This is a genomic window from Halomonas heilongjiangensis (assembly GCF_002879645.1).
Classification (GTDB): Bacteria; Pseudomonadota; Gammaproteobacteria; order Pseudomonadales; family Halomonadaceae; genus Halomonas; species Halomonas heilongjiangensis.
Genome location: NZ_PNRE01000060.1, coordinates 1 through 12707 on the forward strand (window position 1 = coordinate 1; position 12707 = coordinate 12707).

The 12707-nt window shown below is 67.2% G+C and carries 14 protein-coding genes; 5 read left to right on the plus strand and 9 right to left on the minus strand.

Annotation, left to right across the window (positions count from 1 at the left end):
- Nucleotides 1-132 precede the first annotated feature (132 nt).
- Together mobB and mobA are read right to left on the minus strand one after the other, a co-directional pair.
- Nucleotides 133-726, minus strand: coding sequence for a molybdopterin-guanine dinucleotide biosynthesis protein B (gene mobB / locus C1H66_RS13560; RefSeq protein WP_102628419.1), 594 nt, complete (start codon nucleotides 724-726; stop codon nucleotides 133-135).
- Nucleotides 723-1340, minus strand: a complete 618-nt coding sequence (gene mobA, locus C1H66_RS13565; protein ID WP_102628420.1) for a molybdenum cofactor guanylyltransferase MobA — start codon at nucleotides 1338-1340, stop codon at nucleotides 723-725. Before mobA ends, mobB begins: the two co-directional genes overlap by 4 nt.
- A 185-nt stretch (nucleotides 1341-1525) precedes the next feature.
- On the opposite strand from mobA, the gene C1H66_RS13570 reads away from it, so the two are divergent.
- Entirely contained in the window at nucleotides 1526-2107 is a 582-nt protein-coding gene (locus C1H66_RS13570; protein ID WP_102628421.1) for a cupin domain-containing protein, read from the plus strand.
- 3 nt (nucleotides 2108-2110) lie between these two features.
- On the opposite strand, the gene C1H66_RS13575 is transcribed toward C1H66_RS13570, so the two are convergent.
- From C1H66_RS13575 to C1H66_RS13605, 7 genes are all read right to left on the minus strand, one after another.
- The gene (locus tag C1H66_RS13575; protein WP_102628422.1) at nucleotides 2111-3355 is read right to left on the minus strand and encodes a uracil-xanthine permease family protein; all 1245 of its coding nucleotides are present in this window, start codon (nucleotides 3353-3355) and stop codon (nucleotides 2111-2113) included.
- 121 nt (nucleotides 3356-3476) lie between these two features.
- Nucleotides 3477-4106, minus strand: a complete 630-nt coding sequence (gene upp / locus C1H66_RS13580) for a uracil phosphoribosyltransferase (RefSeq protein ID WP_102628423.1) — start codon at nucleotides 4104-4106, stop codon at nucleotides 3477-3479.
- A gap of 111 nt (nucleotides 4107-4217) precedes the next feature.
- Nucleotides 4218-4901: a uracil-DNA glycosylase gene (ung, locus tag C1H66_RS13585; protein ID WP_102628424.1), complete on the minus strand. Its 684-nt coding sequence runs from the start codon at nucleotides 4899-4901 to the stop codon at nucleotides 4218-4220.
- A 3-nt stretch (nucleotides 4902-4904) separates the two neighbouring features.
- Entirely contained in the window at nucleotides 4905-5384 is a 480-nt protein-coding gene (gpt, locus tag C1H66_RS13590) for a xanthine phosphoribosyltransferase (RefSeq protein ID WP_102628425.1), read from the minus strand.
- A gap of 10 nt (nucleotides 5385-5394) precedes the next feature.
- The gene (locus C1H66_RS13595; protein WP_102628426.1) at nucleotides 5395-5940 is read right to left on the minus strand and encodes an adenine phosphoribosyltransferase; all 546 of its coding nucleotides are present in this window, start codon (nucleotides 5938-5940) and stop codon (nucleotides 5395-5397) included.
- A 22-nt stretch (nucleotides 5941-5962) separates the two neighbouring features.
- Nucleotides 5963-7267, minus strand: a complete 1305-nt coding sequence (locus C1H66_RS13600; protein ID WP_102628427.1) for an NCS2 family permease — start codon at nucleotides 7265-7267, stop codon at nucleotides 5963-5965.
- Nucleotides 7268-7467: 200 nt separating this feature from the next.
- Complete coding sequence (locus C1H66_RS13605; RefSeq protein ID WP_102628428.1) at nucleotides 7468-8097, minus strand: riboflavin synthase subunit alpha; 630 nt, start codon at nucleotides 8095-8097, stop codon at nucleotides 7468-7470.
- A 421-nt stretch (nucleotides 8098-8518) separates the two neighbouring features.
- Here C1H66_RS13605 and C1H66_RS13610 point away from each other — a divergent pair, with 421 nt between their 5' ends.
- The 4 genes from C1H66_RS13610 (at nucleotide 8519) to C1H66_RS13625 (ending at nucleotide 12684) form a co-directional block, all read left to right on the plus strand.
- A complete protein-coding gene (locus C1H66_RS13610; protein WP_102628429.1) occupies nucleotides 8519-9634 on the plus strand; it encodes a methionine ABC transporter ATP-binding protein in 1116 nt (371 codons plus the stop codon).
- On the plus strand, nucleotides 9615-10268 hold the full coding sequence (locus C1H66_RS13615; RefSeq protein WP_102628430.1) for a methionine ABC transporter permease: 654 nt from the start codon (nucleotides 9615-9617) through the stop codon (nucleotides 10266-10268). Before C1H66_RS13610 ends, C1H66_RS13615 begins: the two co-directional genes overlap by 20 nt.
- Nucleotides 10269-10460: 192 nt before the next feature.
- Entirely contained in the window at nucleotides 10461-11273 is an 813-nt protein-coding gene (locus tag C1H66_RS13620; RefSeq protein ID WP_102628431.1) for a MetQ/NlpA family ABC transporter substrate-binding protein, read from the plus strand.
- Between the two features lie 211 nt (nucleotides 11274-11484).
- Nucleotides 11485-12684 carry an IS4 family transposase gene (locus C1H66_RS13625; RefSeq protein ID WP_102626463.1) on the plus strand — a complete coding sequence of 400 codons (1200 nt, stop codon included), beginning with the start codon at nucleotides 11485-11487 and terminating at the stop codon, nucleotides 12682-12684.
- The last annotated feature ends 23 nt before the right edge of the window (nucleotides 12685-12707 follow it).

Genomic DNA, 12707 nt, shown 5'->3' on the forward strand with positions numbered 1-12707 from the left:
CGAGGACCCGGCCGTGCAGCGCGTCCAGCGCCACCGGCTCGGCCGGCAGCGGCCCGGCGACCAGTTCGGCCAGCGCCGCGCCGGCCTCCTCCACCGAGAGCATCCGTTCGCCGAGATCGAAGCAGGAGAGCGTCATCTCGCCGTCTCCGCCGCGGTCGCGCGCGGGAAGCGCTCCCCCGGCCAGCGCGACGGCCAGGCGGCGATCCAGGCGGTGAGGGCCTCGAGGTCGTTGAGGTCAAGCGACTCGACGCCCTCGGGCAGCACCAGCGGCGCGTCGCTCGCCACCGCCTTGACCCAGGGATCCTCGGCCACCCGCAGCGACTTGCCGACCTCGGGACGATAGAGCTCCAGCTTGGGCAACGGCCAGGCCTTGAAGCCCTCCACCAGCACCAGGTCCGGCGCCTGGAGTCGCACCATCTCGACCAGCTGCCCCAGGTCGGGCTCGTCGCGGCCCGGGGTCTCCATCATCAACGCCAGCCGCGCCCGGGAGGCCACCAGCATCGGCGCCGCCCCCGCCTGGCGCAGGCGGTAGCTGTCCTTGCCGGGCTGGTCGACGTCGAAGCCATGGTGGGCGTGCTTGATCACCGCGACGCGCAACCCGCGCTCGCCGAGCCGTGGCAGCAGCCGCTCGAGCAGGGTCGTCTTGCCGGTACCGCTCCAGGCGGCGATGCCCAGCAGCGGCAGGCGCTCGTCGAGGTCCAGCCTCTGGTGACGGGTCTGGCTCATGAGGTCGGGGACTCCTTGTGCGCCCGGTGCGACACGACCTGCTCCAGGCGTCGCTTCTCGTCGTCGGTATTGAGGTTGGCGAAGGCCTCGGGGCAGTCGGAGAAGTCCACCTCGCACCAGCCATGGCGGGCGTACCAGCGGTCGATCTTGCGCTCGCCGGCGGCCAGGGCGGCGGCCAGGTCGTCGGCCAGGGCGGTGCGCAGCAAGGCCACCACCGGATGCAGCCGCTCGCCGTCGTGGGCCACGGCGATATCGGCGCCACCGATGCCCGCCACCAGCCGCGCGACCAGGTCATCGGGCAGCGCCGGGCTGTCGCAGGGCGCCACCACCAGCCAGGGCGTGGTAGCGGCACGCAGGCCACTGTAGATGCCCATCAGCGGCCCCTGGAAACCGTCCTCGGCGTCGATGACCACCCGATCGGCCAGCGCCCGGTAGGCATCGAGATGGCGGTTGGCGTTGATCATTACCTCGGCCACCCGCCCCTCCAGGCGCTCGATGACATGGGCGACCAGCGGGCGCCCGGCGAAGGGTTCGAGGCCCTTGTCGCGCCCGCCCATGCGGCGCCCCTGGCCGCCGGCCAGGATCATGCCGCTGAGTTCGCCTTGCGTGATCATGGGCTCTCCTGCTCTCCCGGGTTCGTCATGCCCTTCATGATGCCTGAGCCGGGCGGGTGGTGCCATGTCGCCGGGCGCCGCTTCTGATGCCGATCAAGACGTCGGCTTATCGCCGGCCGGCCGAGCGGGTATCATGGTGTCAAGGATCTTCAACGATCATAGCTTCCCAGACGACAGGACAGCCGATGCAAGGATTCGATGTGGGGGCTCGCCTGCGCCAGCTGCGCAACGCCCGCGGCCTCTCCCAGCGCGAACTGGCCAAGCGGGCCGGCGTCACCAACAGCACCATCTCGCTGGTCGAGCAGAACAGCGTCAGCCCCTCGGTGAGCTCGCTGAAGAAGATCCTCGATGCCCTGCCGGTATCGATCAGCGCCTTCTTCGCCGGCGACGAGCTGAGCCAGCCCCGCCCCTTCTATCCGGCCGACGAGCTCACCGAGATCGGCGACGGCCATCTCTCCTGGCGGCTGGTGGCGGCCAGGCGCCCCGATCGCAGCATGTCGATCATCCATGAGCGCTACCCCCCCGGTGCCGACACCGGCGAGGAGATGCTCGAGCACGAGGGCGAGGAAGGCGGGGTGGTGATCTCGGGGACCGTCGAGATCACCGTGAACGGCGAAGCCGCGGTGCTCGGCGCGGGCGATGCCTACTACTTCGACTCCCGCCTGCCCCACCGCTTCCGCAACGTGGGCGAGACGGAGTGCGTGATCGTCAGCGCCAACACCCCGCCGACCTTCTCGGACGGCGGGCAGGAGCTGCATCACGCCTGAGGGTCATTCGTCCTCGTCGGCGCCGGGCAGGATCCAGTTGAGCACGATCCCCACCAGGGCGGCGAGGCTGACCCCCTGCAGGGTGAACTGGCCGCCGCCGAACTGCATGCCGCCGATGCCGAACACCAGGATCAGCGAGACCACCACCAGGTTGCGCGGCGCGGTCAGCGAGTGGCCGGCGCGCACCAGGGTGTTCATGCCGACCACGGCGATGGAGCCGAACAGCAGCGTCATGATGCCCCCCATCACCGGGCCGGGGATGGTCTGCAGCAGCGCGCCGAGCTTGGCGACGAAGGCCAGGCCGATGGCGATGCAGGCCGCCACCACCATGATCTTCGGGTTGAAGGCGCGGGTCAGGGTCACCGCCCCGGTGACCTCGGAGTAGGTGGTGTTGGGCGGGCCGCCGAACAGCGCCGCGGCGGAGGTGGCCAGGCCGTCGCCCAGCAGGGTGCGGTGCAGGCCGGGCGTCTCCAGGTAGTTGCGACGGGTCACCGAGCCGATGGCGACCATGTCGCCGATATGCTCCACCGCCGGGGCGATGGCCACCGGGATCATGAACAGGATCGCCGCCCAGTGGAAGCTCGGCGCGGTGAACGCGGGGATCGACACCCAGGCGGCCTCGTCGACCGGAGCGAAGTCCACCACGCCCATGGCGAGCGCCAGCGCGTAGCCGGTGGCGATCCCGCCCATGATCGGGATGAGTCGCAGCAGGCCGCGGCCGAACACCGCCAGCACCAGGGTCACCAGCAGGCTGGCCATGGAGAGGAAGATCGCCGGGCCATAGCCGATATGCTCGCTGGTCTCGCCGGTGGCCATGCTCACCGCCACCGGCGCCAGCGCCAGGCCGATCACCATGATCACCGGCCCCACCACCACCGCTGGCAGCAGCCGGTGCAGCCAGGCGGTACCCTTGAGGCGCACCGCCTGGGAGATCGCCACGTAGACCAGGCCGGCGGCCAGCAGCCCGCCGAGGGTGGCGGAGACCCCGAAGCTCGCCACCGAGCCCTGGATCGGCGCGATGAAGGCGAACGACGAGGCCAGGAACACCGGCACCGTGACCCGGGTCACGCCGTGGAAGATCAGCGTGCCGATGCCGGCGGTGAACAGCGCCACGCTGGGGTCGAGGCCGGTGAGCAGCGGCACCAGCACCAGGGCACCGAAGGCCACGAAGAGCATCTGGGCCCCGGTCAGCAGGGTCTTGAGCGGGGAATCGACCGGCACCCGGGCCGCCGCGCTTGAATCCGTCATGCGGAATTCTCCGTATTGTCGCCAGTGATGTCGCAAGCGATGGATGAGATGACACAAGAGAACGCCCCCGGATCGGCAATCTCGGGGGCGTCGGGTAGCGCAGCCAGGTGCCTGCCAGGAATCAGCGGGTGCCGAAGATCTTGTCACCCGCATCGCCGAGCCCCGGCACGATATAGCCGTTCTCGTCGAGGTGGTCGTCCACCGCGGCGGTGTAGATCTCGATCTCCGGGTAGGCCTCCTGCACCCGCTTGATGCCTTCCGGGGCCGCCACCAGCACGATCACCTTCATCTGCTGGCAGCCGCGATCGCGCAGCATGTCCAGGGTCGCGACCATGGTGCCGCCGGTGGCCAGCATCGGGTCGATGACGATCGCCAGGCGCTCGTCGAGATCGTTCGCGAACTTGGCGAAATAGGGCACCGGCTCCAGGGTCTCCTCGTCACGGTAGAGGCCCACCACGCTGACCCGGGCGCTGGGGATCAGGTCGGTGACGCCGTCGAGCATGCCGAGCCCGGCACGCAGGATCGGCACGATGGTGACCTTCTTGCCCTTGAGCAGCTGCACCGGAATGGGCTGCCCGCTCCAGCCATCGATCTCCTGGGTCTCGAGCTCCAGGTCCTGGGTCGCCTCGTAGGTGAGCAGCTTGGCCAGCTCGCCCGCCAGCTCGCGGAAGCTCTTGGTACTGATGCCGGCTTCGCGCATCAGGCCCAATTTGTGCTGGACCAGCGGATGTTGGATGGCGTGAACGCTCATGGAAGGAACCTCTTGGCGGCAATGGATCGGGAGCGACCTTCGTCGGATGGGCGGCACCGACAAATTGCGCGCCATTCTACCGCCATCCGCCGTTGAGGGTAAGGCTCCCGGTCAGGGGGTGGCGGGCAGCTGCCAGTCGATCGGCGTGCGGCCACGCTCGACCAGGAAGGCATTGGCCCGGGAGAAGTGGTGTTTGCCGAAGAAGCCGCGGTGCGCCGAGAGTGGCGAGGGGTGCGGCGACTCCAGCACCAGGTGGCGAGAGGTGTCGACCAGCGCCTTCTTCTGCCGGGCATGGCTGCCCCACAGCAGGAACACCGCGGGCTCGGCGTGCTCGTTGACCGTGGCGATGGCGCGGTCGGTGAAGGCCTCCCACCCCTTGCCGCGGTGCGAGCCGGCATTGCCCTGCTCCACCGTCAACGAGGTATTGAGCAGCAGCACCCCCTGGCGCGCCCAGTGCTCGAGGCTGCCGTGGTTCACCGGCCGGAAGCCGACGTCGGCGGCCAGTTCCTTGTAGATATTGACCAGCGAGGGCGGCACGGGAACCCCGGGGCGCACCGAGAAGCAGAGGCCATGGGCCTGGTCGGGCCCGTGGTAGGGGTCCTGCCCCAGGATCACCACGCGCACCCGATCGAGCGGCGTGAGCTCGAAGGCCCGGAACCAGTTCGAGGAGTGTGGATAGATGACCTTCCTGGCCGCCTTCTCGGCGGCCAGGAAGTCACGCAGGGCCTGCATGTAGGGGGCCTGGAACTCGGCGCCCAGCCACCGCTGCCAGCTGTCGGGAAGTGGACAGGTCATGGGTCAGCGCTTCACCTGATCGACCAGCGGTTCGACATAGGCGATGCCCATGTCCCAGGGAAACTGGATCCAGCAGTCCTGGGCCACCTCGGTGAGGTACTGGTCGACCAGCGGTCGCCCCTCGGGCTTGGCATAGACGGTGACGAAGTGCGCCTTGGGCAGCATCTCGCGCACCTTGCGGGCGGTCTTGCCGGTATCGACCAGGTCGTCGACCAGCAACCAGCCATCGCCGTCGTGATCGACGCCCTTCATCACATCGAGCCCGCCCTGGTCCATGTGGTCGTAGCTCTTGATGCAGACGGTATCGATCAGCCGCACGTTGAGTTCGCGGGCGATCAGCGCGGCGGGGATCAACCCGCCCCGGGTGATGGCGACGATGCCCTTGAAATCACGCTCGATCAGTCGGTGGCAGAGCTCGCGCACGTCGCGATGGAGCTGGTCCCAGGAGACGGTGAAATGCTGATGATAGCGATGGGTGCTCATGGCGGGCGACTCACTCATCCTCGGTGAAGGAACAGACCGCGAAGACCCCGAAGCCGGCCTCGCGGATGCGCTGCGCCCCGCCGAGATCCGGCAGGTCGACGATGGTGGCGGTCTCGATCACCTGGCCACCGCTGCGGGTGATCAGCTTGGCGGCGGCCAGCATGGTGCCGCCGGTGGCGATGAGGTCGTCGACGATCAGGATGCGATCGCCCTGGCGGAAGGCGTCGGAGTGCAGCTCGACCTCGGCCTCGCCGTACTCCAGGGTGTAGGTCTCGCTGATGGTCTTGAACGGCAACTTGCCCTTCTTGCGCACCGGGACGAAGCTGCAGCCCAGCTCGTAGGCCAGCGGCGCACCGACGATGAAGCCGCGAGCGTCGATGGCGGCGATGGCGTCGAGATCCATCTCCTGGTAACGGTGCACGAAACTGTCGATCAGCTTGCGAAAGGCCGCGCTGTTCTGCAGCAGCGGCGTGATGTCGCGGAAGTTGACCCCCGGCTGCGGCCAGTCGGGGACGGTGCGGATCACGGACTTGATGTAGTCGCCGTAGATACTCATCGCGAATCTCGGTAGGTGGATGTCAGTCGAGGAACAGGAACTTCAGTACAAAGAGTAGCGCCAGCACGATCACCGCCGGATTGAGATCCCTGAAGCGCCCGGACAGCGTCTTGATGGCGGCATAGCTGATGAACCCCAGGGCGATGCCCTCGGCGATCGAGAAGGTCAGCGGCATGGCCAGGGCGGCGATCAGCACCGGGGCGGCATCGGTGGGGTCGTCCCAATCGGCGTGGGCCAGGCTGCCGGCCATCAGCACCGCCACGTAGAGCAGCGCACCGGCGGTGGCGTAGGCCGGGATGGAGCCGGCCAGGGGGGCGAAGAACAGGCTGACCAGGAAGAGCACGGCCACCACCACCGCGGTCAGGCCGGTGCGCCCGCCGGAGACGATGCCCGCGGTGGATTCGATGTAGCTGGTGGTGGTCGAGGTACCGAGCACGGCACCGGCCATGGAGGCGCCGCTGTCGGCCATCATGGCGCGACCGAGCCGGGGCAGCTTGCCGTCCTTGTCGAGCAGGCCACCGCGGTGGGCCACACCGATCAGAGTGCCCGAGGTGTCGAACAGGTCGACGAACAGGAAGGCGAAGATCACGCTGAGCATGGCGATGTCCAGCGCCCCCCACAGGTCCAGTGCCATGAAGGTGGGGGCGATGGAGGGGGGCATGGAGACCAGTCCACCGTACTCGTTGTGGCCCAGCAGCATCGCCAGCACGGTGATCCCCAGGATGCCGATCATCACCGCCCCGGTGACCCTGAGATAGGCCAGCGCCGTGATGACGAAGAAGCCCAGCAGCGCGTAGATCGCCGGCGGCTGGGACAGGTCGCCGAGCGCCACGTAGGTGGCCGGGTTGGCGACCACGATGCCCGCGTTCTTCAGGGCGATCATCGCCAGGAACAGGCCAATCCCCGCGGCGATCCCCAGCCGCAGGGAGAGCGGGATCGAGTTGATGATCCACTCTCTTATCTTGAAGACACTGAGCAGGAAGAAGCAGAAACCGGAGAAGAACACCGCCCCCAGCGCGGCTTCCCAGGTGTAGCCCATGCCCAGCACCACGCCGTAGGTGAAGAAGGCGTTGAGGCCCATGCCGGGCGCCTGGGCGATCGGATAGTTGGCCCACAGCCCCATGATCAGACAGCCGACGGCCGCGGCCAGGCAGGTGGCGACGAAGACCGCGCCATAGTCCATGCCCGCCTCGGAGAGAATACTGGGGTTGACGAAGATGATGTAGGCCATGGTCAGGAAGGTGGTGATCCCGGCAATGACCTCGGTCTTCACGTCGGTGCTGTGCTCGGCCAGCTTGAAATGGTCGTCGATGAGGCGTTTTAGCATCGTTGTCTTCCTGCGCGGGGACAGTGTCGTCGTCCGGGGTGCGAGAAAAGCCGCTCATGGTACCCAATGCCCTGTCGGGATGCGAGGCGGTGGGCAACGCCATGGGGCGGCTCCATCCGCCTTATATAAGCAACCAACGGGCCATGCGCCAGCCGATCCTCCAACGCAGACTTGACGGAATGGTCAACCCGATGCCGTGTTCAGGCCCCGCGTGCGGCCAGCACCCGCTCCACGGTCTCGACGATCGCCTGGGTCTGGGGATCGATCTCGACGTTGACGACATCGCCGGGCACTCGATCGACCAGGATGGTGCGTGCCAGGGTCTCGGGAATCAGATTGACGCAGAAGCGCGGGCCCCGGGTCGCCGTGGCGGGCTTCACTTCGCCGATGGTCAGGCTGATGCCGTCCACCCCGATATAGCCCTTGTCGAACAGGAAGCGCCCCAGGGCATGGGGCAGCTCGAACCACAGACGCCGGTTGTTGGGGGCCTCGTCGAGCTCCACCAGCTCGGCCATGGCCATCACATGGCCGGACATGGCATGGCCGCCGATCTCGTCGCCGAAACGCGCCGCCCGCTCGATATTGACGCGATCCCCCACCCGCAATGCCCCGAGGTTGGTCAACCTGAGGGTCTCGCGCATCAGGTCGAAGCTGATCCGCTCGCCATCGATCGCGGTGGCCGTGAGACAGACACCGTTGTGGGCCACCGAGGCGCCGATCTCGAGCCCGTGGCGCATGGCCTCGGGCAGCGCGACTACATGGGTGCGAAAGGCCTCGGCCTCCTCGATGGCGACCACTTCCGCCGTGCCCTGCACGATGCCTGTAAACATGGGAGCTCCTCGCTGTCGCGGCATCGGCCGCGGGATACCGGAAAGCCTGACAGTGTAGGGAATTCCCGGGCCCGGCGTCCATGCACCGGCACGTCATCGGCCCGGCGATATCAGAAAATCTTTCTTCCCTGCCCCATACTGCAGCACGATTTTCTGCAAAAGCACCCGACTGGCCGGATCATGCACCGCCATGCTTGACAGTTTTTGGCTTTGGTCTTAGTCTTCGCCCCACATTTTGATGGCGCCGATTTGTACCCGGATTGCGGGCGCCAGCGCCGCGATCGCCCTCCAGGCGGCCGTGGCGTGAAGTGCAGCTAAAAGGGTGTGTCCAGCGTTGATGGCCACCCGCCAGGGTGGCCTTTTTTTTGTCCCCGCTGCATGGCCCGCGCCGCCCGGGCGCCCTCCCCCCGCGGAGGCTTCCATGATCCGACTGCACAACGTTTCCAAGACCTACTATCTCAAAGGCGACCCCAAGCGCGGCCTCAAGAGCCGTGGCAAGGGGCGTTCCGATGCCTCACCCGGGCGAGACGCCGAGCCCAGGGTCGTCGAGGCCCTGAAGAATGTCGACCTGCACGTCCCCCAGGGGCAGATCCACGGCGTCATCGGCCTGTCCGGGGCCGGCAAGTCGACGCTGATCCGCTGCGTCAACCTGCTCGAACGCCCCACCGCCGGCTCCGTCTTCGTCGACGGCCAGGAGCTCACCGGGCTCGCCAATGGCGCCCTCCACCGGGCACGCCATCGGATCGGCATGATCTTCCAGCACTTCAACCTGCTGACCAACCGCAACGTCTTCGACAACGTGTCGCTGCCGCTGGAGCTGATGGGCATGCAGCGCGCCGCGATCCGCGAGCGGGTCACGCCGCTGCTGGAGCTCGTCGGCCTGGCCGACAAGGCCGACCAGTACCCCGCCCGGCTCTCCGGCGGCCAGAAGCAGCGGGTCGCCATCGCCCGGGCGCTCGCCAGCCGCCCGCGGGTGCTGCTGTGCGACGAGGCCACCTCGGCCCTCGATCCCCAGACCACCGGTTCGATCCTGGCGCTGCTGCGCGACATCAACCACAAGCTCGGCCTGACCATCCTGCTGATCACCCACGAGATGGAGGTGGTCAAGTCGATCTGCCACCGGGTCAGCCTGATCTCCGACGGCAAGCTGGTCGAGGAGGCCGACGTCGGCGATTTCTTCACCGCCCCGCGCACCCGGCTGGGCCGCGAGTTCCTCAACGACTTCCTGCAGCTCGAGCCGCCCCGGGCGCTGATAGAACGCCTCGAGGAGACCCCCGGCGACCATACCCATCCGGTGGTGCGCCTGGCCTTCTCGGGCGACGCCGTGTCGACCCCGCTGATCTCGCGGCTGGCCCGGGAGTGCGGCGTCGACGTCAGCATCCTGCAGGCCAAGGTGGAGTCGATCCAGGAGCGCACCCTGGGGCTGATGATCGCCGAGCTGATCGGCGCGACGCGCGAGACCGCCCGCGCCATCGACTATCTCGAAACCCATGATCTTCACGTGGAGGTGCTCGGCCATGTCCGGCGCGATGCTTGAGCTCATCCTCAAGGCCACCCTCGACACCCTCTACATGGTGGGCGTCTCGGGACTGATCTCGGCGCTGCTCGGCGTGCCCCTGGGCGTGCTGCTCTACGTCACCCGCCCGGGCCAGGTGCTGGCCCACCCCCTGGCCAGCCAGGTGCTCGGCGCCGTGACCAACGTCGGCCGCTCGGTGCCCTTCATCATCCTGATGGTGGCGATCATCCCCTTCACGCGGCTGCTCGTCGGCACCTCCATCGGTACCAACGCCGCCATCGTGCCGCTGACCATCGCCGCCATTCCCTTCGTGGCACGGCTGGTGGAGGGCGCCCTGAACGAGGTGCCGCCCGGGCTGGTGGAGGCCGCCCAGTCCATGGGGGCCACGCCCAGGCAGATCATCCTCAAGGTGCTGCTGCCGGAGGCCAGGGGCGGTATCTTCACCGGGCTGACCATCACCGTGGTGACCCTGATCAGCTATTCGGCCATGGCCGGTGCCGTGGGTGGCGGCGGCCTCGGCGACCTGGGCATCCGTTACGGCTACAACCGCTTCGATCCCACGGTGATGCTGATCACGGTGGTGATCCTAGTGGTGATGGTGCAGGGCTTCCAGATGCTCGGCGACCGGCTGGTGCGGCGTACCGACCACAAGTAACTTCATCAAGGCAGAATAACCGCGGACGCCACCCAAGGAACCGCTGAACAAGCCAAATAGGCGAGCGGGATGAAGCGCAAGGCGCACGGAGCGCAGGAACCGGAGTGTAGCCTGCTACATGAGGATTCCGAGCACCGCGCAACGCAGCGATTCGCCCGCGCAGCCATTTGGCACGCAAAGGAGAATGACGACATGCAAGTGACCCTACCCCGCCTGCTCGGTGCCGCCACCCTGGCCGGCGCCACCCTGCTGGCCGGCTGCGGCAGCGACGATGCCGACGTGAGCCGCACCATCAAGATCGGCACCGTGGCCGGCCCGGAGACCGAGGTGATGGAAGTCGCTGCCGGCATCGCCCGGGAGGAATTCGGCCTCGAGGTGGAGATCGTCGAGTTCACCGACTATGTCTCGCCCAACGCGGCACTGGCCGATGGCAGCCTGGACGCCAACGCCTACCAGCACGAGCCCTACATGCAGAGCATGGTGGAGGACCGCGGCTACGACTTCGCCGTGGCCGGCTACACCTTCGTCTACCCCATCGGCGCCTACTCCGAGAAGTACGACAGCATCGAGGAGCTGCCGGACGGGGCCATCATCGCCCTGCCCAACGACCCCTCCAACGAGGGTCGCGCGCTGATCCTGATGCACAACCTGGGGCTCATCGAACTCGCCGACCCGGAGAACCTGGAGGCCACGCCACTGGACATCGTCGGCAACCCCCACGACTACGAGTTCCGCGAGATCGAGGCCGCCCAGCTGCCGCGCGTGCTGCCCGACGTCGACATGGCCTTCATCAACAACACCTTCGCCCAGCCCGCCGGCCTGAGCCTGGACGACGCCCTGATCAAGGAGGGCCCAGAGTCACCCTACGTCAACCTGATCGCCGTGCGCGCCGGCGACGAGGAGCGCGAGGCGATCCGGCAGCTGGTCGAGGCCTACCAGACCGACGAGGTCGAGGCCAAGGCCGAGGAGCTGTTCGGGGCGCAGGCGGTTCCCGGCTGGAAGTAAGGGCAGCTCAATTACCTGCAGCGAGGGGCGTCGGTAGCACCCATGGCGGGGTTCACAGCGCCTCCTCGCAGGCTTGCCGACAGGCCCTAGGGGGTCAGACCCTGGGGGATCCCCAGGAAATGAATAGCTAAATCAGCATATTAGGATTGAAAAAAGTCTGCATGGGCAGGCATGTTGTTAATCGCCAAAGAAACAATATGCCGAGGTGCCCATGCAGACGCTCCGATTCTTGCACAAGATCCTGGCGGCTTCAGCCCCTGTGGTGCATGCCCTGCGCTTAGAGGCCGTGTTGGCTGCGGTACAGGCACTGATCGACGGCCAGCACCTGGGCCTGACGGCCTTAGGCCGCCATCTGCCCGGTGACACGGCGCCCAAGCACGCCATCAAGCGCATCGACCGCCTGCTCGGGAACCCTCACCTGCAGCAGGAGCGACCACTCTTCTATTGGCAAGTGACGCGGCTTCTCGTCGGCAATACCCCGCATCCGCGCCTCCTGGTGGACTGGTCGCCGATCGATGATCGGGGGCACTACTTTGTGCTGCGCGCCGCGCTTCCTTTCGCCGGCCGGTCCTTCCCGATCTACGAGAAAGTCCATCACAAGGACGCCTGCCCGGTCTGCCAGCGCCATCTGCTGGACATGATCGCCGAGCTGTTGCCGGAGGGTGCCCAGCCCATTCTGGTCACCGATGCCGGCTTCAAGGGGCCCTGGTTCCGGGAGGTGGAACAGCGTGGTTGGTATTACGTCGGCCGCTTGCGGCGACCGACGCACCTCCGGTTGTCAGGCGAGGAGTGGGCGCCCGTCGCGGAGCTGTTCGCGGGGGCTCGGCGCACCCCAGACGCCTTGGGCGAGGCTGAGCTCGTCAAGAAATCCCCACTGTCCACCCGGGCCTACCGCGTCCGTCACGCCGCCAAGGGACGACGCCACCTCACCAAACAGGGTAAGCCATCACGCGCCAAGCGCAGCCGTAAGGCCGCGAAAGGCCATCGCGAACCCTGGGTGCTGGTCAGTAACCTGCCACCATCGGTTACGAGTGCCAAGAAAGTGGTGGCGATCTATCGCCAGCGGATGCAGATCGAAGAGGGCTTTCGTGACGTGAAGAGCCCGCTGTTCGGCCTGGGCTTCGGGATGCACCAGACGCGCAGCGCGCGTCGCATCGAGATTCTGCTGCTCATCGCCATGCTGGCCAGCCTGGTGCTGGTCGCCATTGGCCTGAAGACTCAGCAGGAGGGGCGGGCCCAGCAGTTCCAGAGCAACAGCCTGCAGGCACGATCGGTCTTGTCGGTTTGGCGGCTGGGGCGGGAGGCATTGAGGTACTCCCCAAACCGACTGTCACGATGTCGGCCGGATAGGCTGACGGCGTTCCTCCGGCACGAAGTCATTGCACAGCATGGAGGTGCCAGTGGGATGTAAAAACCTGGGGATCCCCCAGGGTC

Coding starts and splice junctions, on each gene's coding strand:
- C1H66_RS13610 (WP_102628429.1), top strand. CDS start 8,519: ATGATCCGACTGCACAACGTTTCCAAGACCTACTATCTCAAAGGCGAC.
- upp (WP_102628423.1), bottom strand. CDS start 4,106: ATGAGCGTTCACGCCATCCAACATCCGCTGGTCCAGCACAAATTGGGC.
- C1H66_RS13620 (WP_102628431.1), top strand. CDS start 10,461: ATGCAAGTGACCCTACCCCGCCTGCTCGGTGCCGCCACCCTGGCCGGC.
- C1H66_RS13600 (WP_102628427.1), bottom strand. CDS start 7,267: ATGCTAAAACGCCTCATCGACGACCATTTCAAGCTGGCCGAGCACAGC.
- ung (WP_102628424.1), bottom strand. CDS start 4,901: ATGACCTGTCCACTTCCCGACAGCTGGCAGCGGTGGCTGGGCGCCGAG.
- C1H66_RS13570 (WP_102628421.1), top strand. CDS start 1,526: ATGCAAGGATTCGATGTGGGGGCTCGCCTGCGCCAGCTGCGCAACGCC.
- C1H66_RS13605 (WP_102628428.1), bottom strand. CDS start 8,097: ATGTTTACAGGCATCGTGCAGGGCACGGCGGAAGTGGTCGCCATCGAG.
- C1H66_RS13575 (WP_102628422.1), bottom strand. CDS start 3,355: ATGACGGATTCAAGCGCGGCGGCCCGGGTGCCGGTCGATTCCCCGCTC.
- C1H66_RS13615 (WP_102628430.1), top strand. CDS start 9,615: ATGTCCGGCGCGATGCTTGAGCTCATCCTCAAGGCCACCCTCGACACC.
- C1H66_RS13595 (WP_102628426.1), bottom strand. CDS start 5,940: ATGAGTATCTACGGCGACTACATCAAGTCCGTGATCCGCACCGTCCCC.
- C1H66_RS13625 (WP_102626463.1), top strand. CDS start 11,485: ATGCAGACGCTCCGATTCTTGCACAAGATCCTGGCGGCTTCAGCCCCT.
- gpt (WP_102628425.1), bottom strand. CDS start 5,384: ATGAGCACCCATCGCTATCATCAGCATTTCACCGTCTCCTGGGACCAG.
- mobA (WP_102628420.1), bottom strand. CDS start 1,340: ATGATCACGCAAGGCGAACTCAGCGGCATGATCCTGGCCGGCGGCCAG.
- mobB (WP_102628419.1), bottom strand. CDS start 726: ATGAGCCAGACCCGTCACCAGAGGCTGGACCTCGACGAGCGCCTGCCG.